Raw genomic sequence first — 21876 nt, 5'->3', positions numbered from 1 at the left:
ACCACTCAGATGAATCTGGCGTGTGCTACAAGCCCCGACAAGTCGAGTACATATGGATGGTTGACGCACCCACTAAGCTATGCGCGAAGCAACAGCCTTACGTTTTTGCACTTCTAATAGAATCGGCGTTTTCACTTTAAGATTCTCTTTCAATTCTACCACTTTTGATTTGTGCAATGTATTCAGCGCACCATTAATATCAGCGTGGATACATGTTCCTGCTTTACTTTGGTACAGACCACGAGTCATTCGTTTGCCACTAAAGTGATAGTGTGTCCTATCATCCTTAGTCCAAACTGGAACCGGATCTTTATCAAGAAAACTAGCTTTTGAAGTATAGCTTTCTTCTTGTTTGAAAAACCGGATGCCTTCTTTTATACATTTATTCTCAATTGCCGCAATCAGTTTATGAAACGGGATTTGAACAAATTGTTGATTATTCTTTTTTCCCATATCTGATTTTTGTTTCCAACCAGCGTTATAACCTACTACAACCGTATCTACACTACATTCTTTCACTTTTTTAAACAACAAGCCTACAGTTTGTGAAATGTAACCATTTATTTGCCTTTCCCGTTTATGCCAAAGTGCAGCCATTTTGTTCGTTACAACTCGTTTTGAAATTCCGTTTTCAACATTTTTCTGTTGCAGACTACGTATCATTTTATTGAAGTATTGGTTAATGGCTTTTAGTTTTTTACCATCAATTAAAAATGTATCACCTGTATTGGTTACGCAACTTACTAATCTGTCTACACCTAAATCGCAACTCAAAGCGTTATTCGTAGTCGTGGATGTTTTCTTCATTTGAGAAACGTGCATCTCATATGTGTAATGCACCTCAAAGAACCGACCTTTTTGCTTCGGTACAAGCTCAATGTAGGAGATTTTTTTATGTCTTAAGTTTTTCGGCATACGTATTTTAATGGAACCGAATTTTTTTCTGAATGCAACACTCATCGGAATCAGCCAATACCCGTTATCATCCACTTTTGGCACTTGATAGATTTCAATGATTCGTTTGTCAGTTGAATGAGAATAATTCGGAAAATTAGGACGCCCTGTGAATGCTTCAGGATTTTTCTTCCACTTTTCCAATGCCTTAAAAAAGCTCTTCACTTCTGCATATAAGGCTCTACGAATAGCCTGCACAGAGTTTGATTGCACGCCCCAGTAGTTCATATCGGCTTGCATGGCGGTATCTACTTCTTTTACAGTAGCCATTTTATTATGGTTCAAATAACTTTGTTTCATCGTGTACAATCCAACATTTCGCAATGCTTTTGAACTATGTGACATGCGTTGCAGTAAGCGGAATTCTTTTGCAGTCAGACTAGCTCGTCCGATATTTTGTTTCTGCGTGAATCGTTGCATGTTTTCTCTTTTCTTTTGTTTGCGTAATACTTTCACTGCTTTCTTTTTAACCATTGTTTTCACCACCTTTCTCAGAGAGTTCATTAAAATTATTTCTTCCCTAAGATAATATTTGAAATGAAACGGAACAAAATGTGAATATAGTCTTCATCGTAATTCCTTTTGGCTCAAGTAACCGAATGATTATCATTATTCAATTTCGTTGTTTTACGATCTATACCCTCCTTATCTAAGAGTAGATTGTATCGTAAGACAAAAAGAAACAAAAAAGTTCAGCCTTATTGACTGACGGCAATTCATCTCCACCTGAATTGTTGGGTTTCACCCGTAACACAAATCAGATGGAGTCTTCTTGCCGAAAAGGATAAAAACTCTTTTTATGTGATTGAATGGAGGGCTGATTTTTTCGCTCAGAGTAATTGACATAAAAAATGCACTAGTTTTGCACAACTATTTTTTATAATAGAAAACGTAGCGACACAAAATACCCTATGTTGCGACATAACGTCATGTCATTTTATTTATAAAATGACAATTCCATTCTATTGTGTATGTGAGATAGAGAGGGTTTTCGTATTCACCTCGCATCGGATAAGAAAAATTTCCTATCTCACACTTTTTTTAAAAGGAGATCATACACATGAATCCAAAAGAAGAAATTTCAAAAAAAGAAAAGCAAGATCGTAATACGGTTGTCATGTGCATTGCCGTATCTATGGTTATTATTATAAGTTGTGTAAATAAAATTTTGGGGATTTTATAACAACGAAAAAAGCTTATCGCTTCTTAAGAAGCGATAAGCTTTTTTCGTTGTTAGGGGGAGTGTTTATATAATAAACCAAGGTAAAATTGCTAACCCAGAAGTTACAATTGCTGTAGTACATATTAAAAGCATAGCTCGTTTGTTTTGTTTCATGTCACATTCTCCTTTATATATCAATTGAATGCTATACGTTCATTTCATGATTGGTGCCTCACTTTATACTTTTAGTATAATGAATGGAAAGGTTTGGTACGATCGATAAAGGTGACATGAAGATTACATTGTTGTAATGCAAAAAAACATCTTTCTTATTAAGAAAGATGTTTTTGGAAAACTACCCCGTAAAAGCCCGATTGGTTCAGCTAATACTCAGTGGGGGATGGAAAAATCCCCCACTGAGTAAAGTTTCACTTTATATTGAAGTATTAATCATTTAAGAACAGAACCATATGTTCCTCGTCCCAATATTGACCGTTATGTTTTAATGAACGTTCTTGTACGCCGTAAGTTTGGAAACCTAATGATTCATATAATTTTTTGGCACCAGCGTTACCAACTACAACATCGAGCATAAGTTGTTCTACATGTAATTTATCGGCGTTTTCAATAATGGCTTTAATGAGAGCTCGTCCTGCTCCGAGACCACGTGCTTTTGGAGAAACAAAAACGGAGCCAATTTTTGCTTTATGTTCTTGTTTAATAAATGGTTTTGTTTCTAAAGTAGCGATACCAATTAAATCATTATCTTTGAAGACACCTAGAGTATACTTATCCGGATTGCTTAATCGTTTAGCCATAGCAGCTACAGGATCCTCATGTTTCAAAACATCTTCATAAGAAGAGCTAAAAGCTTCCGGATTTTTCGTTAAACCTTCCATACAAACTTTTAAATATATTTCTGCGTCCTCTGTTGTTAATAAGCGAATTTCCATAGTTGTAACCTCCCTGGTGGATTTCAAATAAATCCATTACTTTTATAAGATTGAGTATATGTTTTGTTAGTATTCTCTTTTAATTTGTAAAAGAATGAAAAGATATATGCTACAATGTTTTGTTTTAATTATGTAATGAAATTATATATTAACTTTGTTAACTATTCAAGTGTTTAATATGTTACATTTTTATAACTAAAATAAATCCTCGATTGAGGATTTATTTTTTAAACATTGGATTGATAGCCATCAATTCGTTTTGGATGTGTGTAAATATTACAAGATTCATTTCTAATAAACCCTACGACTGTAATGCCTAAATCATGGGCAAGTTGCAATGCCAGTTTTGTTGGAGCGGATTTAGATAGAACAATTTCACATCCGATTTTTGAAACTTTGAGTAAAATTTCGGATGAAATACGTCCGCTAAATGCGATGATTTTTCCTTTAATGGATATATCGTTACGCAAACAATGACCATATATTTTATCTAATGCATTATGTCTTCCAATATCCATTCTTGATAGGAGGATATTGTTTCGATCACATAGCGCGGTATTGTGAACACCGCCAGTTTGGCGAAATGTAGTAGAAGATTGTTGCAAGGTATTCATTAAATGAAAGCATTCTTCAGGAGTAATTTTTACATGTATATCATGTAAGTCTTTTGCTTTTGCTGCGTCGTTTACGAAAATAAAACCTTGTCTACCTTTTCCGCAGCAAGAAGTGATGTATCGTTTATTATATAAAGTTTGATAGAGCGGATTCACTTTTGATGATTTTACATGGACAATTCCGTTATCTTTTTGAACCCATAGTTCTTCAACATCTTTATAGGAAGAAATAATCCCCTCAGAAATTAAAAAACCAATTACCATATCTTCAATATAATTTGGTGTGCATACGACTGTTACATATTCTTCACCATTCAATTTAATAGTAATAGGAGATTCTGTGACAATCTCATCAAGTTGTTTTGAAAATGTACCAGATTGATAACGTACAATTGTATAAGTCTCTTGCGTAGGCCCCATATTTAATTCCCCTTTTATCTGTATTTCTCTCCCACATTTATCATAAAACAATGGAAAAAATAAAAACACCTATTAACAAGAAGATCACAGATTATTTTGGTTATTATTGTATATGTACGATATAATAGAACTGTAGAATAGTGATATTTTCAAGCTTTCGTAGTTATACCTTATAACATCTAGAATCGACTTCATAAGAAAGTATTTGGGTAGAGCGTTTCAAAAATATGTACAGTAATGCGATTTTGAAAACGGATTCATAATTGTGTTGTACAGTTGGTTGTAAGGAGAGGGGAAACTATGGCAGAACAGACAGTCCGTGTAACCGTCGATGGTAAAGAATTTTCTGCATCAGGTGAAAAGACGATACTACAATTATTTAACGAGAGTAATTTGGAACATCCTCAAATTTGTCATGTACCAGAAGTAGATCCAATTCAAACTTGTGATACGTGTATTGTAGAAGTAAATGGAAAGTTATTGCGTGCTTGTTCAACGAAATTAGAGAACGGTATGCATATCGAAAGACAGTCCCAGCGTGCAAAAGAGGCACAGACTGAGGCAATGGATCGAATATTAGAGAATCATCTATTGTATTGTACCGTTTGTGATAACAATAATGGTAACTGTAAAGTCCATAATACAGTACATATGATGGGAATTGAGGAACAGAAATATCCGTATGAGCCAAAAGTAAGTGCGTGTGAAGTGGATATGTCACATCCATTTTATCGATATGATCCAAATCAATGTATTGCTTGTGGGCAGTGTGTAGAAGTATGTCAAAACTTACAAGTGAATGAAACTATATCAATTGATTGGAGCTTAGACCGTCCACGTGTTATATGGGACAATGGTGTAAGTATAAATGACTCATCTTGTGTAAGTTGTGGGCAGTGTGTAACAGTATGTCCATGTAATGCGTTAATGGAAAAAACAATGCTGGGTGAAGCTGGATTCATGACAGGATTGAAACCGGATGTGTTAGATCCGATGATTGATTTTGTAAAGGATGTAGAGCCGGGATATAGTAGTATTTTAGCAGTTTCAGAAGTAGAGGCTGCGATGCGTAAGACGAAAGTGAATAAAACAAAAACAGTTTGTACATTTTGTGGTGTAGGTTGTTCATTTGAAGTATGGACGAAAGACCGCCACATTTTGAAAGTGCAGCCTGTTTCAGATGCGCCGGTTAACGGTATTTCCACATGTGTAAAAGGCAAATTTGGATGGGATTTTGTAAACAGTGAAGATCGTATTACAAAGCCATTAATTCGCCAAGGAGATATGTTTGTTGAAGCTTCATGGGAAGAGGCTCTGGAAGTTGTTGCATCCAATATGCAGCATATTAAATCAGAATATGGAAGTGATGCATTTGGGTTTATTTCTTCTTCGAAAGTAACGAATGAAGAAAATTATCTTATGCAAAAACTAGCCCGTCAAATATATGGAACGAATAATGTAGACAACTGTTCCCGTTATTGTCAATCTCCAGCAACAGACGGTTTATTTAAAACTGTCGGTATGGGCGGGGACGCTGGAACAGTGAAAGATATTGCGGAAGCAGGCCTTGTCATTATCGTTGGAGCAAATCCAACAGAAGGACATCCTGTACTTGCAACGCGTGTAAAACGTGCTCATAAATTACATGACCAAAAATTAATTGTGGCAGACCTTCGTAAACATGAAATGGCAGAGCGTGCGGATTTATTCATTCATCCGCGCCAAGGAACTGATTACGTATGGCTCGCTGGTATTACGAAATATATTATTGATCAAGATTGGCACGATAAAAAGTTCATAGCTGAAAATGTGAAGAATTTTGATGAATATAGCAAAATGGTAGAAAAGTATACGCTTGATTATACAGAAGAAATTACGGGGATTTCGAAAGAAAATCTGAAAGAAATGGCTCGTATGGTATATGAAGCAGATGGTACTTGTGTACTTTGGGGAATGGGTGTAACTCAAAATACTGGAGGAAGTACAACTTCAGCAGCAATTTCAAATCTATTGCTTGTTACGGGTAACTATCGTCGTCCTGGTGCAGGAGCATATCCATTACGCGGACATAATAACGTACAAGGCGCTTGTGATATGGCAACATTACCAAACTGGCTTCCAGGTTACCAAGCAGTTTCAGATGATGCGCTCCGTGCGAAATTTGAAAAAGCATACGGTACTACAATTCCGAAAGCACCAGGCTTAAATAATATTGCAATGTTACTGGCGGCAGATGAAGGGAAACTGCGTGGTATGTATGTTATGGGTGAAGAAATGGCTTTAGTAGATTCGAATGCCAACCATGTACAACATATTTTAGCGAATTTAGATTTCCTTGTTGTTCAAGATATGTTCTTATCGAAAACAGCTCGTTTTGCTGATGTTATTTTACCGGCAGCACCAAGCTTAGAAAAAGAGGGAACATTTACGAATACAGAGCGCCGTATTCAAAGATTATATGAAGTATTGAAGCCGCTTGGTGATTCAAAGCCAGACTGGTGGATTTTACAAAAAGTAGCTCGTGCACTTGGCGGGGACTGGAATTATGAAAGTCCAAGTGAAATCATGGATGAAATCGCATCGCTTGCACCTTTATATTCTCAGGCAACATACGATCGTTTAGAAGGATGGAATAGTTTATGTTGGGGTAGCCATGATGGCAGTGATACACCGCTATTATATGTGGACGGATTTAACTTCCCGGATAAACTAGCTCGTCTATCATTAGATGAATGGGTACCACCAGTTGTAGCACCAGATGAGTATGATTTACTTTTAAATAATGGTCGTATGTTAGAACATTTCCATGAAGGGAATATGACGAATAAATCGGCTGGTATTTTATCTAAAGTATCTGAAGTGTTCGTTGAAATCTCGCCTGAACTTGCCCTAGAGCGCAATGTGAAAGATGGTGGTCTTGTAGAATTAGCATCACCATTTGGGAAAATTAAAGTACAGGCACTTGTTACAGATCGTGTAACGGGGAAAGAGCTATATTTACCGATGCATGCAACGGTAAATGAAGAGGCAATCAATATTTTAACTGGAACGGCGACAGATCTTTATACATGTACACCAGCGTACAAACAAACGATGGTAAAGATGCGTGTACTACGTGAAAAAGGGAATCGTCCGTTACCATCTTCAAACCCGAGAGATAAAAAGCGTAATCCGCAAAACGGTGTTGAAATCGAGCAAAAATGGCAAAGAAAACAATACGTATCACTTGTGGACTAGGGGGCGGAGATAGTGGCGAAAGAAATTACTGTAATTAAAAAGAAAGTTGTAACAGAGGAAGAACAGAAACAGCAAGTAGCAGATGAACTTCTAAATGAGCTATCTAATAATCGTGAAGCAGTAGAAGAAACGATGCAGCTTTTAGCACAGTTGCAGAAGGCTGGTATATTAGATGCGGCAATTAGTTTACTTGCTGCGAAGGAAGATGTTTCAAAAATCGCTGTGGAGCAATTAAATCGTGAACCCGTTAAAAATGCGTTAAATAATATGATGGGGGCAGGAGAAGCGTTATCTTCAGTTGACCCAGAAATAACGAAGCAAATTACGTCAAGTTTAGTTACAGGATTGCAATTTGCAACAGATGAATTAAATTGTGGTAAAAAAACAAAAGTGATGGATTTCTTTAAAGTATTAAAAGATCCAGATATCAATAGAGCTATTACATTCGGTTTTAGCTTCTTGAAAGCATTTGGACAAGGGCTAGAGAAAAAATAGAATAAATGAAAAAGTGATGGGAAGTAGCCATCACTTTTTTCATTATATGTATAAGAGTGTTCATGTTAAGCGGAATATATTATTATTAAAAAGATGGATTAGAACTGGAAATATGGAATCCATCTCAAATACCGTTTTAGAATTTGGAGGAGTATATGCAACACCGTAAAAAACTATCTATACCAGGAGTAATGAGACATTCCTTTCAAACAGTTAAATTTGCTTTTTGGAATGTATTAACTTTTCAACTTGCTTATAAATTATTAGCAGCGATTGTGTTTGTTCCACTATTTGGAATCATTTTTAATAAATTATTGTATTTTGGTGGTTATGCAAATGCGACAAATGATGAATTATTAGCGTTTTTAAAGACGCCTTATGGCATCTTAGCAATCGTAATTTTGTCATTGTTAGCACTGTTTCTTATCTTTACAGAATTTGCGGTGCTTATTATTATTTCGTATTTCGCTCATAAAAGACAGAAGGTGAAATTACGTCCGATTTTATATAAAACGGTAACGTATTTACCTACTCTTTTCACATATTGCTTACCAGGATTTATTTTATATGCTGTCGTATTGTTGCCTCTTTTAAATATGGGATATGAAACGGCATTAATCCCGCAAATTCAAATTCCTAACTTCATTACAGGAGAACTGTTTAAGACAACGATGGGACAAGTTGGTTATTACACGTTCTTTGCTGTAGTCGCGTATATAAATCTTCGATGGATTTTCGTTCTACCTATTGTTGTTTTAGAGCAAAAATCATTTCGCGTGGCAGCACGTAAAAGTGCAACTTTAGTAAAGGAAAGCTTTTTTAAAGTACTGCTCTTTTTAGTAGGATTTTTTATTTCAATTGGAATTGTATATGTCGTATTTTTGGGAATATATTTATTGTGCCTATGGGGTGTTTATGAATTTACAAATCCGAAAGGAACATTTGCATTATTAGCAGAATCAACGATTTCTGTATTTTTAACGAGTACATTGTATTTATTTAGTTTTATCGTGACGCCATTTTATATTATGGCGATTACGCGATTATACTTACAAAAGGTACCGGTTGAAGATGTTTTATTAGAAGAAGGATTAGATTATTCGAAAACGAAAGCAGATAAATGTTTCTTCCAAAAACATCGTTGGAAATTTATTGGCGTATATATTGTGGGGATTATTACTGCTGGAATGGTTGTTGCCTTCATTGTAACGTTTATTTCAAATTCGTATAAAGAACCAATTATTATGGCGCACCGCGGGTATATATCAAAAGGCGTAGAAAATACGAAAGAAGCTGTGCAAGGTGCTATTGATGCAAAAGCAGACTACGCTGAAATAGATGTATTACAAACGAAAGACGGTGAACTAGCGGTTATACATGATTTGAAGCTGAAGCGTCTTGCCAATGCCAATGTGCATGTGTCAGATTTAACGATGGCTGAGTTAAGGCAGCTTACCCTTAGTCAAGATGGACTTTCAGGACAAATAAGTACACTTGATGAAATCATTAAGCTAGCAAATGGCAAAATCAAACTTAATATAGAAGTGAAGCTTCATGGGGGCGAAAAAGATTTTGTAAACAAAGTCTTAAAAACGATTAAAGATAATGAATTTGAGAAGCAATGTGTAATTCAAACGTTACACTATCCACTTATTAAAGAGTTTAAACGTGCAAATCCAGATATAAAAGTAGGGTATATATTGTATGCAAGTAGAGCTAACTTAAAGAATGTGAAGGCTGACTTTTACGTAGCAGAAGAATATATGTTAAATAAGAAATTAGTAAAAGAAGCAAGGAAGTTAAACAAACCAATTTACGTATGGACAGTAAATGATATGGAAAATTTAAAGGCATATTATAAGTTAAACGTAGATGGTATCATAACCGATTATCCTGAAGATGCACGTGAAACAATTAAGATGTTAAAAGAGCAAGAAGCGGAAGAAAGTGATCTGTTTGATAAAATTACTGAAACGACAGATGATTTATTTTCTAAGTTATTTATAAGTTACCCAGCTGCTAGCTAAATGCTAGCAGCTGTTTTTTTGTGAAAAGAATATATCTCTAAAGTATTGAGTAAAGTAATAACTGTATATGTATACGTTATCGCTTAGGTTTCTTACATTGTTACATTATTGTCAAATAATAAATGATTGCTGTTTATTTTGAAATAGTATAATAAAAATAGAGTGAAAGATAATGGAATGACACAAAACCCCTAATAGAATCAATGTTTTATATATTTACACTATTCTAAATATAAAAACTTTAGGAAAATGGTATGTTAGCGTTTTCATAACTTTTAAGTTATGCTAGAATAAGGACATAAGTTATTAATTATTACAAAAAGAAAAAAGAATCTCTTTTTTCTGTTAATTATAAGGGGGCATTTCATTATGCGTATTGGGGTACCAGCAGAAATTAAAAACAACGAAAACCGTGTGGCAATGACACCAGCAGGTGTTGTACATTTAATTCGTAACAATCACGAAGTATTCATTCAAAAGGGTGCAGGTTTAGGATCTGGTTTCACAGACGCTCAGTATGTTGAAGCGGGAGCAAAAATTGTTGATACAGCTGAAGAAGCTTGGAACATGGAAATGGTTATGAAAGTTAAGGAACCAATTGAAAGCGAATACAAACACTTCAGTGAAGGCTTAATCTTGTTCACATACTTACACTTAGCTCCAGAGCCAGAATTAACAAAAGCTTTAATCGAGAAAAAAGTTGTTTCTATCGCATATGAAACAGTACAATTAGAAAACCGTTCATTACCATTACTTGCACCTATGAGTGAAGTAGCTGGTCGTATGGCTGCACAAATTGGTGCACAATTCCTTGAGAAAAACAAAGGCGGTAAAGGTATCTTACTTGCAGGTGTTCCAGGGGTTAAACGTGGTAAAGTAACAATCATCGGTGGTGGACAAGCTGGTACAAATGCTGCTAAAATTGCAGTTGGACTAGGTGCGGATGTAACAATCATCGACTTAAGCGCAGAACGTCTTCGTCAATTAGATGACATTTTCGGAAACCAAGTAAAAACTTTAATGTCTAATCCTTACAATATTGCAGAAGCTGTTAAAGAGTCTGATCTTGTAATCGGTGCAGTATTAATCCCAGGTGCAAAAGCTCCAAAACTTGTAACAGAAGAAATGATTAAATCAATGGAACCAGGTTCTGTTGTTGTAGATATCGCGATTGACCAAGGTGGTATTTTCGAAACAACTGACCGTATTACAACTCATGATAACCCAACTTACGAAAAACACGGCGTTGTTCATTATGCAGTTGCAAACATGCCAGGTGCGGTTCCACGTACATCAACTCTTGCATTAACAAACGTAACAGTACCATATGCAGTACAAATTGCTAACAAAGGCTACAAAGAAGCTTGCCTAGGTAACTCTGCATTACTAAAAGGTATTAACACATTAGATGGCTATGTAACATTCGAAGCAGTTGCAGAAGCTCACGGTGTAGAGTACAAAGGTGCTAAAGAATTATTAGAAGCAAAGACAGTATCTTGCTAATAGAAGCATTATACAAAACAAAATCGAACAATATATAAAACAACATGATAAGAGCTAAGAGTGAAGATCTCTTAGCTCTTCTTGGCAAAAGGGGGCATACATCGTGGCCAACCTATTTAAAAAGAAATCCGTTACGCAATTGTTAGGGGAAAGTAAAAGTAAAACTTTGACGAAAACGCTAGGGGCATTTGACCTAACAATGCTAGGGATTGGTGCGATAATTGGTACAGGAGTTCTAGTATTAACTGGATTAGTAGCAGCAAGAGATGCTGGTCCAGCAGTTATTTTTTCATTTATGATTGCAGCAATTGTTTGTGGATTTGCAGCATTATGTTATGCAGAAGTTGCATCTACACTTCCTGTTTCAGGTAGTGTGTACACATATTCGTATGCAACAATTGGTGAGTTTGTTGCTCATTTAATGGGATGGACATTGTTATCCGTATATGTCGTAACGACTGCCGCAGTAGCTGGCGGATGGACGGGTTATTTCAATAATTTAGTGAGTGGGCTGGGACTTGAAATTCCGAAAGCGTTGCTAACGATTCCAGCGCAAGGTGGTATGGTAAACTTACCAGCAGTTATTGTTACGTTAGTGATAACTTGGTTATTATCACGAGGTACGAAAGAAAGTAAGCGTGTGAATAACATAATGGTATTAATTAAAATTGGTATTGTTGTTTTATTCATTGCAGTTGGTGTATTCTACGTGAAACCAGAAAACTGGATACCATTTGCACCTTACGGTTTAAGTGGAGTGTTCGCAGGGGGAGCAGCAGTATTCTTTGCTTTCTTAGGATTTGATGCATTAGCAACTTCTGCTGAAGAAGTAAAAAATCCGCAACGTGATCTACCAATTGGTATTATTGCTTCGTTAGTTATTTGTACAATTATTTATGTTGTAGTTTGTCTCGTTATGACAGGTATGGTTTCTTATAAGGAATTAGATGTACCTGAAGCTATGGCGTATGTGTTAGAAGTTGTAGGACAAGATAAAGTGGCTGGTGTAATTGCAATTGGAGCTGTAATTGGTATTATGGCTGTAATTTTCGCTTACATTTATGCGACAACACGTGTATTCTTCGCAATGAGCCGTGATGGTTTATTACCAAAATCTTTTGCGAAAATTAACAAGAAGACTGAAGCGCCAACATTTTCAGTTTGGTTAACAGGAATTGGTAGTGCTTTAATTGCTGGATTTATCGATTTAAAAGAATTGTCGAATTTAGCGAATATTGGAGCGTTATTAACATTCGCCATGGTTGGTGTAACTGTTATCATTCTTCGTAAAACGCATCCGAAATTACAACGTGGATTTATGGTACCACTTGTACCGATCTTACCGATTATTTCAATTGCATGTTGTCTATTCTTAATGGTAAATTTACCGTTAACAACATGGATATACTTTGGTATTTGGTTAGCAATTGGAGTAGTTGTATACTTTGTTTATTCGAAAAAACATAGTCATTTAAAAGACGATAGCAGTTCGCAGGATAATTTAGATCAAGCTAATTAAAGGGATATAACACAGTAAGCCTTGTGCGTCTAGGGAGCGCGCAAGGCTTTTTCTTTTGTTGAAATAAAGGGAACATATATTACTTTGTTGAATTTTTATGTCGGAATATGAAAAAAAGGGGTGTGCGACTTGTGCATCCTTTTTTGTATGAGAATATAGAGGATGCGGAAAATATGTATATGCCTTATTAAAATGTTCATAAAAAAATTCAGATTTCATTGACACATATGAGCAGGTGCTCATATAATAAGAGTATAAAATATATGAATGATTGTTCATATGTTCAATTAAAGAGGTGAGCTATAATGGCTGGAAATAAAGTAGAAACACCACAAGAGACATGTTCTCAAACGATAATTCATGAAGAAGTTGTTGAGCAAGTAAAACAAACAATTCCAACTGATGAAAGTTTAAGTAAAGTAGCAGAACTATTTAAAGTATTAGGTGACCGTACACGTACGAGAATATTACATGCGCTATTTGAAGCTGAGATGTGCGTTTGTGATTTAGCTTATTTATTAGGAATGACACAATCATCTATTTCGCATCAGCTTCGTGTGTTAAAGCAAGCGAAACTTGTAAAGAATCGTAAAGAAGGAAAGGTTGTTTATTATTCGTTAGCTGATCAGCACGTAATTCATATCTTCGAGCAAGCGTTTGAGCACGTAAACGAAGAAGAATAAAAAGAACGCGAGGAGGGAGAACGATGGCTGAAGCATTAGTGAAAAAGAAATTGATGTTAGAAGGTTTAGATTGTGCGAACTGTGCAATGAAAATTGAAAAAGGTGTTGGGAATATAGAAGGAGTAAATTCTTGCTCTGTAAACTTCGCAACAAAGACAATGATCTTAGAAACAGCACAAAATAAAGAAAACGAAGTTGTTACGGAAGCAAAACAACTCGTTACAAAATTAGAACCGCATATTAAAGTGCAAGAAGAACAAAAAAATAAAATTGCTAAAGAAGTATTTATATTAGAAGGTTTAGATTGCGCGAACTGTGCAATGAAAATTGAAAATAAAGTTAAGGAAATGCCAGCTGTCTCAGAAGCAACTGTTGATTTCGTATCGAAGAAACTACGAGTAGAAGTTGCGAATAAAAGAGAACTAGAAGCGACTGTAGCAAATATAACAAATGTCGTTCAAAAGTTAGAGCCAGATGTGAAAGTTGTTCGTGAAGAGAAGAACGGTCATGACCACGGACATAGTCACGATCATGGTGAAGCAAATGTGAAAAAGATGGTAGGGAGATTAGTGGTTGGCGGAATTTTGACGGCAATTGCTGCATTAGCGGGCTTACCACAAATGGTAACAATTCCGTTATTCGTCCTTGCTTATTTATTAATAGGTGGAGATATCGTTTGGAGAGCGGTAAAAAACATAACTCGTGGCCAAGTATTTGATGAAAACTTCTTAATGGCAATTGCAACTGTAGGAGCTTTTGCAATTCAGCAATATTCAGAAGCTGTAGCAGTAATGCTATTTTATCAAGTAGGAGAACTATTCCAAAGCATTGCGGTAAACCGCTCTCGAAAATCAATTACTTCATTAATGGATATTCGTCCTGATTATGCGAATGTAAAGGTTGGAAATGAAACGAAACAAGTATCACCAGAAGATGTACAAATTGGCGATTATATTATCGTTAAGCCAGGTGAGAAAGTACCATTAGACGGAAAAGTAATTGAAGGAACATCAATGGTAGATACTTCAGCATTAACTGGTGAATCTGTACCACGTGAAGTTGAAGTTGGAAATGATGTATTAAGTGGCTTTGTGAACCAAAACGGCGTGTTGACAATTGAAGTTACAAAAGAATTTGGTGAATCAACTGTATCGAAAATTTTAGATTTAGTTCAAAATGCAAGCAGTAAAAAAGCACCAACAGAAAACTTTATTACGAAGTTTGCGCGTTACTACACTCCAGTTGTAGTTATTACAGCGGCGATCATGGCGTTTATTCCACCGCTTATTTTAGAAGGGGCTACATTCTCTGAGTGGATTTATAGAGCTTTAGTGTTCTTAGTAATCTCTTGTCCATGTGCGTTAGTTGTATCCATTCCTCTTGGATTCTTTGGAGGTATCGGTGGTGCATCTAAAAGTGGTGTGTTAGTAAAAGGTAGTAACTATTTAGAAGCTTTAAATGATGTAAAATATATTGTTTTTGACAAAACAGGAACATTAACAAAAGGTGTTTTCAAAGTTACAAAAATGGAACCGAGCGAAGGTACTACAAGCGAAGAGTTATTAGAGTATGCGGCATTTGCTGAAGTGTATTCTAACCATCCAATTGCCCAATCTATTCGAAAGGCATATGGAAAATCAATTGATGAAAAAATAATCGATGATTATAACGAAATTTCTGGTCACGGTACAGTCGTAAAAGTACAAGGAAAAGAAATTTTTGCAGGTAATGCAAAATTAATGAGAAAAGAAAATATTGAATTTAAACAACCAGAAACAGTAGGTACATTAGTTCACGTTGCTATAGATGGAAAATATGCAGGTTATATTGTTATTTCTGATGAGGTAAAAGAGGATTCGAAACAAGCGATTCAAAAGTTAAAAGAACTAGGTATTAAAAAGACAGTAATGTTAACTGGTGATGCAAAAACAGTTGGTGAAGCTGTCGGTAAAGAATTAGGCTTAGATGAAGTTCATGCGGAATTACTACCGCAACAAAAAGTAGAAGAGATTGAAAAAATTGATGCAGCGAAGCATGGAAAAGAAAAAATTGCCTTCGTTGGTGACGGTATTAACGATACACCAGTATTAGCCCGTGCAGACGTTGGTATTGCGATGGGTGGTTTAGGATCAGATGCAGCAATTGAAGCGGCAGACATCGTTATTATGACTGATGAGCCTTCAAAAATTGCGACAGCTGTAAAAATTGCAAAACGCACAAGAAGTATAGTGTGGCAAAATATCATCTTTGCTTTAGGTGTAAAAGGGATCGTTCTATTACTTGGTGCCTTTGGTATTGCAACAATGTGGGAAGCTGTTTTCTCAGATGTTGGTGTGACACTACTTGCAGTGTTAAATGCAATGCGTGTATTACGAGTGAAAGATTTATAAAAAAGAGGACGCAACCTGCGTCCCCTTTTTTATTGGTTATTTTGTTGAAATTGATTTAATAAAATAATATCAAATATTATTTTACTTTTGAATAATATGATATTAAAATTTACAAATAAAAAACATTCGTCGTATTATTTTAATATATTTTTTACAAATATCCATATAGTATTGAAAAAACAGAGAAGGAGAAACTTCTCTGTTTACTTTTGTATGTTTTTTTCAACTTGTTCTCGAACAGTTTGAATGTAATTCATTTTATGATCCCAACATTCTTGGCTTAAATCGACAGGATACTCTTCGGGATTTAAAGTTCGCATGTATTCTTCCCAAAATAGAGCGAGACTCTGTTCATTATATTGTTGAATATCTAATATACTTGGTAGTTCATATGTTCTTTCACCGTTAACGAAAATGTCTTTATGGAGTTCACGGGCTTCAAAGTTTGTTACGAATTTACTTATATATGTGTGAACTGGATGGAACATTTTTAAGCGCTCTTCTTTTCCAGGTTCTTCAGAATCTAACGCAATATAATCGCCTTCTGCATGATCGTTAACCCGATTGATAATACGATAAATTCGTTTCAGTCCTGGAGTGGTAATTTTTTCAGGATTAGATGAAATTTTAATCGTATCATTTAATTTTCCGTCAGTATCTTCAATCGCAACTAGTTTGTAAACAGCCCCTAATGCAGGTTGCTCAAAGGACGTAATTAATTTTGTCCCAACACCCCATACGTCAATTTTCGCCCCTTGAGATTTAAGGTGCATAATTGTGTATTCATCTAAATCGCTAGAAGCGATAATTTTTGTATTTGTAAATCCTGATTCATCTAGTAGTTTTCGTGCCTTTTTCGATAAATAAGCCATATCACCACTATCAAGACGTATACCATAGAAATCAATACGATCCCCAAATTCTTTTGCAACACGAATTGCATTTGGAACACCAGATTTCAATGTGTCATATGTATCAACGAGAAAGACGCACTTCTTATGAGTTTCAGCGTATTTCTTAAACGCGACGTATTCATCGCGATATGCTTGAACGAAAGAGTGAGCGTGTGTGCCAGCTACAGGGATCCCGAAGCGTTTCCCAGCACGAACGTTGCTTGTAGAGGAGAAACCACCAATAAAGGCAGCGCGTGTCCCCCAAAGGGCAGCATCGAACTCATGGGCACGTCTTGTGCCGAACTCTAAAAGCTCATCATTACTTGCAGCATGTTTCATACGAGCAGCTTTTGTTGCAATTAATGTTTGGTAATTCACAATATTTAAGAGGGCGGTTTCAATAATTTGTGCTTCACCAAGTGGTGCATCAACACGTAATAAAGGCTCGTTATTAAATACAACTTCACCTTCTTGCATACTACGAATCGTCCCAGTGAATTTCATATTTTGTAAATAATGAAGGAATTCTTCTTCAAATTGTAATTCTGCTAAATAAGCGATATCGCTTTCAGTAAAGCTGAAATTTTCTATGTACTCTACAATTTTCTCCAGTCCAGCAAAAACAGCATAACCGTTCTCGAATGGAAGCTTTCGAAAGTATAAATCAAAAACGGAACGGCGATTATGAATACCATCTTTCCAATATGTATAAGCCATGTTGATTTGATATAGGTCTGTATGTAAGGCATAACTATCGTCTTTATAATGAGTCATCGCGAGAACACCTCCATAATTTGGTTATAGTATACCAACTTTTCACCATTCGTAGCAAAGAAGAGATATTGAAGTGAAGTCAAGAGAGAAAAAAATGAAATTATGCATATTTTTTAGAAAATTTATATTTATCAATTTATATTTCTCCAGATTTTATGTATTATTAGAGTAATGGGGTAATGAGAATGGAGGAGGACAATGCAACAAACATTAGAAAAAATAGGCAAACAAGTCTTTTACAAACGGCTTCAGCAAAAAATGACACAAGAAGAATTATGTCAGGGCATTTGTTCTGTCTCATACTTAAGTAAAATCGAAAATGGAAAGATCGAAGCATCAGAAGAAATTCTACAATTGCTCTGCACAAGGTTAGAAATTGCCGTGACGGATTTGAGGGATGTAGAAGAAGATGTGAAGGGGAAGTTGGATGAATGGCTGAATGCACTAGTTCATTTGGACAAGCCACAAGTAGAACGTATATATGAAGAGTTACAAGGTGAAATGAAGCATGTGTTGGATTTTGAAATTATAAATTATTATAAACTGCTGTATACACGTTATTTAATTATGAAAAGGGATTTTCCTGCTGTCGAAAAAGAGTTAGAGAGCTTAAAGAAGATGTACAAAAAGTATTCACCATTCCAAAAATTATTATATACGTATAGCAAAGGGTTATATTATTTTTTACAACATAGATATAAGAAGGCATTGGAGTATTTGACTCGAACAGAAGTAATGGCAAAGGAACAAGGTTATCATGAGAATGGAATATATTTCAATTTGGCTCTTGTTTATAATGAATTAGAAGTTGAACATATGACTTTACATTTTGCTAATGTAGCAATGGAAGGATTTAAGAATGAATATAAATTCCGTTATGTGATAAATTGCCAGTTACTTATTGCGTTGAGTTATATACAAAAAAAGCAATATAATGAAGCACTATCTATTTATAATAATATTTTGAGGGAAGCAAATTCTTTTGCTGATAAAGAAAGTATAACAGCTATTGCTTTAAATAATTTAGGCTTCTTGTACTATAACTTAAAAGATTATTCAAAAGCAAAAGATTATTATTTACAATGCCTAAAGTACAAAAAGGAAGAGGATTTAAATTATATTGATGCAGTGTATGAGATCGCTTTGCAGTGTATTGAATTAAAAGAATTTGAAGAAGCGAAAGATTGGATTAATAAAGGAATAGATGTTGCCAAGAGGGATGAAAAGTATAAAAGTATGCTATATATACTTTCAATGCTTAAGAATAAATACTTTGAAACGAAAGATGTTTATAAAAGATTTTTAGAAGTTGAGGCAATCCCATTTTTTAGAGGCGAAGAAAATAAAAAGGAATTAAAAATGGTGTATTTAGAACTAGCAGGATATCACGAGGAATTACTAGAATTTAAGGAAAGTAATAACTACTATAAATTAGCAATTAATTTATTAGAAGAAAAGGGAGGAAAATAATATGAAAAAAATAATTATTGGTGCTTTGGCTTTGGTAGCTGTATTAGTGGTATTGGAACCGCAATATGCTTGGACATCGGATATTTATGGTCAAGGAGAAAAAGTAGTAGAATTAATAAATTCTTAACAGAAACCCCTTTCCAATCGGAAGGGGGTTTTTCAATATTTGTTCCTCAAAATTCTACAAAACTTGAGAAATAAATTAATTGAATTTTTAGTATATTAATAGTGAAAACATAATGCTAATATGAAACTACTCTTTTTCAAAAAATAATTTATTAGGGGGAAGGTTCATGAAAAAGAAAAGTTTAGCGTTAGTGTTAGCGACAGGAATGGCAGTTACAACGTTTGGAGGGACAGGCTCTGCATTTGCAGATTCTAAAAATGTGCTCTCTACGAAGAAGTACAATGAGACAGTACAGTCACCGGAGTTTGTTTCTGGGGATTTAACTGGAGCAACTGGTAAGAAAGCAGAATCTGTTGTGTTTGATTACTTAAACGCAGCAAAAGGTGATTATAAGTTAGGGGAAAAGAGTGCGCAAGATTCTTTCAAAGTGAAACAAGCGAAGAAAGATGCTGTAACTGATTCAACAGTATTACGTTTACAACAAGTATACGAAGGAGTACCTGTATGGGGTTCTACGCAAGTAGCTCACGTAAGTAAAGATGGTTCTTTAAAAGTATTGTCTGGAACAGTTGCACCTGATTTAGACAAAAAAGAAAAGTTGAAAAATAAAAATAAGATCGAAGGCGCAAAAGCAATTGAAATTGCGCAAAAAGATTTAGGTGTTACACCTAAATATGAGGTAGAACCAAAAGCGGACTTATATGTATATCAAAATGGTGAAGAAACAACATATGCATACGTTGTAAATTTAAACTTCTTAGAGCCGAGCCCAGGAAACTACTACTATTTCATTGAAGCAGGTAGCGGTAAAGTATTAAATAAATATAATAAGCTTGATCATGTAGCAAATGAAGATAAATCACCAGTTAAGCAAGAGGCACCTAAACAGGAAGCGAAACCAGCTGTAAAGCCTGTAACAGGAACAAATGCAGTGGGTACTGGTAAAGGTGTATTAGGAGATACGAAATCGCTTAATACAACGTTATCTGCATCATCTTACTATTTACAAGATAATACGCGCGGAGCAACGATTTTCACATATGATGCGAAAAACCGCTCAACATTACCAGGAACATTATGGGTAGATGCAGATAATGTTTTCAATGCAGCGTATGATGCAGCAGCAGTAGATGCTCATTACTATGCAGGTAAAACATATGATTACTATAAAGCTACATTTAATAGAAACTCTATTAATGATGCAGGAGCACCATTAAAATCAACAGTTCATTACGGAAGTAAGTATAATAATGCATTCTGGAACGGCTCACAAATGGTATACGGAGATGGTGATGGTGTAACGTTCACTTCATTATCTGGTGGTATTGATGTAATTGGTCACGAATTAACGCATGCTGTTACAGAGTATAGCTCAGATTTAATTTATCAAAATGAATCAGGAGCATTAAATGAAGCTATTTCAGATGTTTTTGGTACATTAGTAGAGTATTATGATAACCGTAACCCAGATTGGGAAATTGGGGAAGATATTTATACGCCTGGCAAAGCAGGAGATGCGCTTCGCTCTATGAGTGATCCAACGAAATATGGTGATCCAGACCACTATTCTAAGCGTTACACTGGTACTAGTGATAACGGTGGGGTTCATACAAACAGTGGTATCATTAACAAACAAGCTTATTTATTAGCAAATGGTGGTACGCATTCGGGTGTAACTGTAACGGGCATTGGTAAAGATAAGTTAGGTGCAATTTATTACCGTGCAAACACACAATATTTCACGCAATCTACTACATTTAGCCAAGCTCGTGCTGGTGCAGTGCAAGCGGCAGCTGATTTATATGGTGCGACTTCTGCGGAAGTAGCAGCAGTTAAGCAATCATTTAGTGCTGTTGGTATTAACTAAGGATTTAAAGGATAGCTATTAATAAAATACTTCAAAAATAAAGAAGGAGCATAGGCTCCTTCTTTATTTTTTTCTCCATTTTTTCCACAAATAAAACAATCCAATAGCGCCTGCGATTGTTACAATCCACTTCGCTTCATTTGTTCCGTTCATAACATGATATGCCGAATATACTTCAATCAATAAGGCCGGTATTTTACCTATTGTACTGGCAATACTGAAGGAGAGTAATGACATTTTCCCTAGAGCTGCAAATAAAGTCACGATACTTGATGGGATGAAAGGTATCAATCGAAACGATAGAACGAGTAGAAAGGCCTCTATACCTTCTACATAAAGAAGACGCTCTACCTTTGGGTACTTATTTACTTTATCGTGAGTGAACTTTTGAAGGCCTATGCGATAAATATAAAACGAGATAATAGCCCCTAAGGCCTCACCTGCGATCGAAATGATTGTGCCATTTGTTACACCGAAGAGCTGTATATTAATGGCGGTTAAAAAGATGCTAGGAATAACACCTAAAAGACTAATGATGATGTTAATTAAGATACTAAGTGGAATTGCGATTGAATAGTATTCTGTTAAGAAATTTTGAATCGTTTCAGCCATTGTTTAAAATCCTTTATCTTTTTTTGCATTACACCATATTTCGTTTGTATAGGCAAGGGTAAATTTACATAATGTAGAAAAACGTTGATAAGAAGGGGGCTTTATACCTTATATGGGTATTAGGTATATAAAAATGGGGGTATTTTAAAATATTTTTTAAAACACTATAAAAACCT

At 35.3% G+C, this 21876-nt stretch carries 16 protein-coding genes; 11 read left to right on the top strand and 5 right to left on the bottom strand.

All coding sequences use genetic code 11. The annotated features are described in order from the left end of the window. Window positions 1–72: 72 nt before the first annotated feature. Entirely contained in the window at window positions 73–1428 is a 1356-nt protein-coding gene (locus tag DN403_RS20755) for an RNA-guided endonuclease TnpB family protein (RefSeq protein WP_000239356.1), read from the bottom strand. A 586-nt stretch (window positions 1429–2014) separates the two neighbouring features. Between DN403_RS20755 and DN403_RS31805 the strand changes: the two genes are divergently transcribed. Further along, entirely contained in the window at window positions 2015–2137 is a 123-nt protein-coding gene (locus DN403_RS31805) for a hypothetical protein (protein WP_001068388.1), read from the top strand. Between the two features lie 425 nt (window positions 2138–2562). Here the strand turns inward: DN403_RS31805 and DN403_RS20750 are convergent, their stop codons facing one another. Then, on the bottom strand, window positions 2563–3069 hold the full coding sequence (locus DN403_RS20750) for a GNAT family N-acetyltransferase (RefSeq protein WP_000405874.1): 507 nt from the start codon (window positions 3067–3069) through the stop codon (window positions 2563–2565). A 227-nt stretch (window positions 3070–3296) separates the two neighbouring features. Next, complete coding sequence (fdhD, locus tag DN403_RS20745; protein ID WP_000529230.1) at window positions 3297–4103, bottom strand: formate dehydrogenase accessory sulfurtransferase FdhD; 807 nt, start codon at window positions 4101–4103, stop codon at window positions 3297–3299. Between the two features lie 300 nt (window positions 4104–4403). Between fdhD and fdhF the strand changes: the two genes are divergently transcribed. The 7 genes from fdhF to DN403_RS20710 all read left to right on the top strand — a co-directional run bounded on the left by fdhF (window position 4404) and on the right by DN403_RS20710 (window position 15957). After that, window positions 4404–7340, top strand: coding sequence for a formate dehydrogenase subunit alpha (gene fdhF / locus DN403_RS20740; protein ID WP_000840671.1), 2937 nt, complete (start codon window positions 4404–4406; stop codon window positions 7338–7340). A gap of 12 nt (window positions 7341–7352) precedes the next feature. Further along, window positions 7353–7835: a helical membrane plugin domain-containing protein gene (locus DN403_RS20735; RefSeq protein WP_001040538.1), complete on the top strand. Its 483-nt coding sequence runs from the start codon at window positions 7353–7355 to the stop codon at window positions 7833–7835. A gap of 155 nt (window positions 7836–7990) precedes the next feature. Further along, a complete protein-coding gene (locus tag DN403_RS20730) occupies window positions 7991–9862 on the top strand; it encodes a glycerophosphodiester phosphodiesterase (protein WP_001164710.1) in 1872 nt (623 codons plus the stop codon). A 369-nt stretch (window positions 9863–10231) separates the two neighbouring features. Further along, window positions 10232–11365 (top strand): alanine dehydrogenase, encoded by a 1134-nt coding sequence (gene ald / locus DN403_RS20725; RefSeq protein WP_001219743.1) that lies wholly within the window; start codon window positions 10232–10234, stop codon window positions 11363–11365. A gap of 103 nt (window positions 11366–11468) precedes the next feature. Beyond that, window positions 11469–12884 (top strand): amino acid permease, encoded by a 1416-nt coding sequence (locus DN403_RS20720; RefSeq protein ID WP_001284899.1) that lies wholly within the window; start codon window positions 11469–11471, stop codon window positions 12882–12884. 305 nt (window positions 12885–13189) lie between these two features. Next, the gene (locus tag DN403_RS20715) at window positions 13190–13567 is read left to right on the top strand and encodes an ArsR/SmtB family transcription factor (RefSeq protein WP_000918378.1); all 378 of its coding nucleotides are present in this window, start codon (window positions 13190–13192) and stop codon (window positions 13565–13567) included. 23 nt (window positions 13568–13590) lie between these two features. Beyond that, window positions 13591–15957 (top strand): heavy metal translocating P-type ATPase, encoded by a 2367-nt coding sequence (locus DN403_RS20710; protein WP_000796565.1) that lies wholly within the window; start codon window positions 13591–13593, stop codon window positions 15955–15957. Between the two features lie 203 nt (window positions 15958–16160). Here DN403_RS20710 and DN403_RS20705 read toward each other — a convergent pair whose 3' ends face one another. Further along, the gene (locus tag DN403_RS20705; protein ID WP_000150191.1) at window positions 16161–17624 is read right to left on the bottom strand and encodes a nicotinate phosphoribosyltransferase; all 1464 of its coding nucleotides are present in this window, start codon (window positions 17622–17624) and stop codon (window positions 16161–16163) included. Window positions 17625–17822: 198 nt separating this feature from the next. Here DN403_RS20705 and DN403_RS20700 point away from each other — a divergent pair, with 198 nt between their 5' ends. The 3 genes from DN403_RS20700 (at window position 17823) to DN403_RS20690 (ending at window position 21088) form a co-directional block, all read left to right on the top strand. Continuing rightward, on the top strand, window positions 17823–19094 hold the full coding sequence (locus DN403_RS20700) for a helix-turn-helix domain-containing protein (protein WP_001187951.1): 1272 nt from the start codon (window positions 17823–17825) through the stop codon (window positions 19092–19094). 1 nt (window position 19095) lies between these two features. Continuing rightward, window positions 19096–19221 (top strand): NprX family peptide pheromone, encoded by a 126-nt coding sequence (locus DN403_RS20695; protein ID WP_000720172.1) that lies wholly within the window; start codon window positions 19096–19098, stop codon window positions 19219–19221. A 166-nt stretch (window positions 19222–19387) separates the two neighbouring features. Next, window positions 19388–21088: a M4 family metallopeptidase gene (locus DN403_RS20690; RefSeq protein WP_000730396.1), complete on the top strand. Its 1701-nt coding sequence runs from the start codon at window positions 19388–19390 to the stop codon at window positions 21086–21088. A 63-nt stretch (window positions 21089–21151) separates the two neighbouring features. On the opposite strand, the gene DN403_RS20685 is transcribed toward DN403_RS20690, so the two are convergent. Beyond that, on the bottom strand, window positions 21152–21700 hold the full coding sequence (locus DN403_RS20685) for a TVP38/TMEM64 family protein (RefSeq protein ID WP_000852229.1): 549 nt from the start codon (window positions 21698–21700) through the stop codon (window positions 21152–21154). Between the last annotated feature and the right edge of the window lie 176 nt (window positions 21701–21876).

Source organism: Bacillus sp. AY2-1, assembly GCF_008368965.1.
GTDB lineage: Bacteria > Bacillota > Bacilli > Bacillales > Bacillaceae_G > Bacillus_A > Bacillus_A thuringiensis_S.
Note: the sequence above shows the minus strand (reverse complement) of the source record. Positions and strands in the feature narration are given on the sequence as shown.

Excerpts from the sequence above, each read along its gene's own strand:
- DN403_RS20685 (WP_000852229.1), bottom strand. The coding sequence starts at position 21,700 with ATGGCTGAAACGATTCAAAATTTCTTAACAGAATACTATTCAATCGCA.
- DN403_RS20710 (WP_000796565.1), top strand. The coding sequence starts at position 13,591 with ATGGCTGAAGCATTAGTGAAAAAGAAATTGATGTTAGAAGGTTTAGAT.
- DN403_RS20750 (WP_000405874.1), bottom strand. The coding sequence starts at position 3,069 with ATGGAAATTCGCTTATTAACAACAGAGGACGCAGAAATATATTTAAAA.
- DN403_RS20695 (WP_000720172.1), top strand. The coding sequence starts at position 19,096 with ATGAAAAAAATAATTATTGGTGCTTTGGCTTTGGTAGCTGTATTAGTG.
- fdhF (WP_000840671.1), top strand. The coding sequence starts at position 4,404 with ATGGCAGAACAGACAGTCCGTGTAACCGTCGATGGTAAAGAATTTTCT.
- ald (WP_001219743.1), top strand. The coding sequence starts at position 10,232 with ATGCGTATTGGGGTACCAGCAGAAATTAAAAACAACGAAAACCGTGTG.
- DN403_RS20730 (WP_001164710.1), top strand. The coding sequence starts at position 7,991 with ATGCAACACCGTAAAAAACTATCTATACCAGGAGTAATGAGACATTCC.
- fdhD (WP_000529230.1), bottom strand. The coding sequence starts at position 4,103 with ATGGGGCCTACGCAAGAGACTTATACAATTGTACGTTATCAATCTGGT.
- DN403_RS31805 (WP_001068388.1), top strand. The coding sequence starts at position 2,015 with ATGAATCCAAAAGAAGAAATTTCAAAAAAAGAAAAGCAAGATCGTAAT.
- DN403_RS20715 (WP_000918378.1), top strand. The coding sequence starts at position 13,190 with ATGGCTGGAAATAAAGTAGAAACACCACAAGAGACATGTTCTCAAACG.
- DN403_RS20690 (WP_000730396.1), top strand. The coding sequence starts at position 19,388 with ATGAAAAAGAAAAGTTTAGCGTTAGTGTTAGCGACAGGAATGGCAGTT.
- DN403_RS20700 (WP_001187951.1), top strand. The coding sequence starts at position 17,823 with ATGCAACAAACATTAGAAAAAATAGGCAAACAAGTCTTTTACAAACGG.
- DN403_RS20755 (WP_000239356.1), bottom strand. The coding sequence starts at position 1,428 with ATGGTTAAAAAGAAAGCAGTGAAAGTATTACGCAAACAAAAGAAAAGA.
- DN403_RS20705 (WP_000150191.1), bottom strand. The coding sequence starts at position 17,624 with ATGACTCATTATAAAGACGATAGTTATGCCTTACATACAGACCTATAT.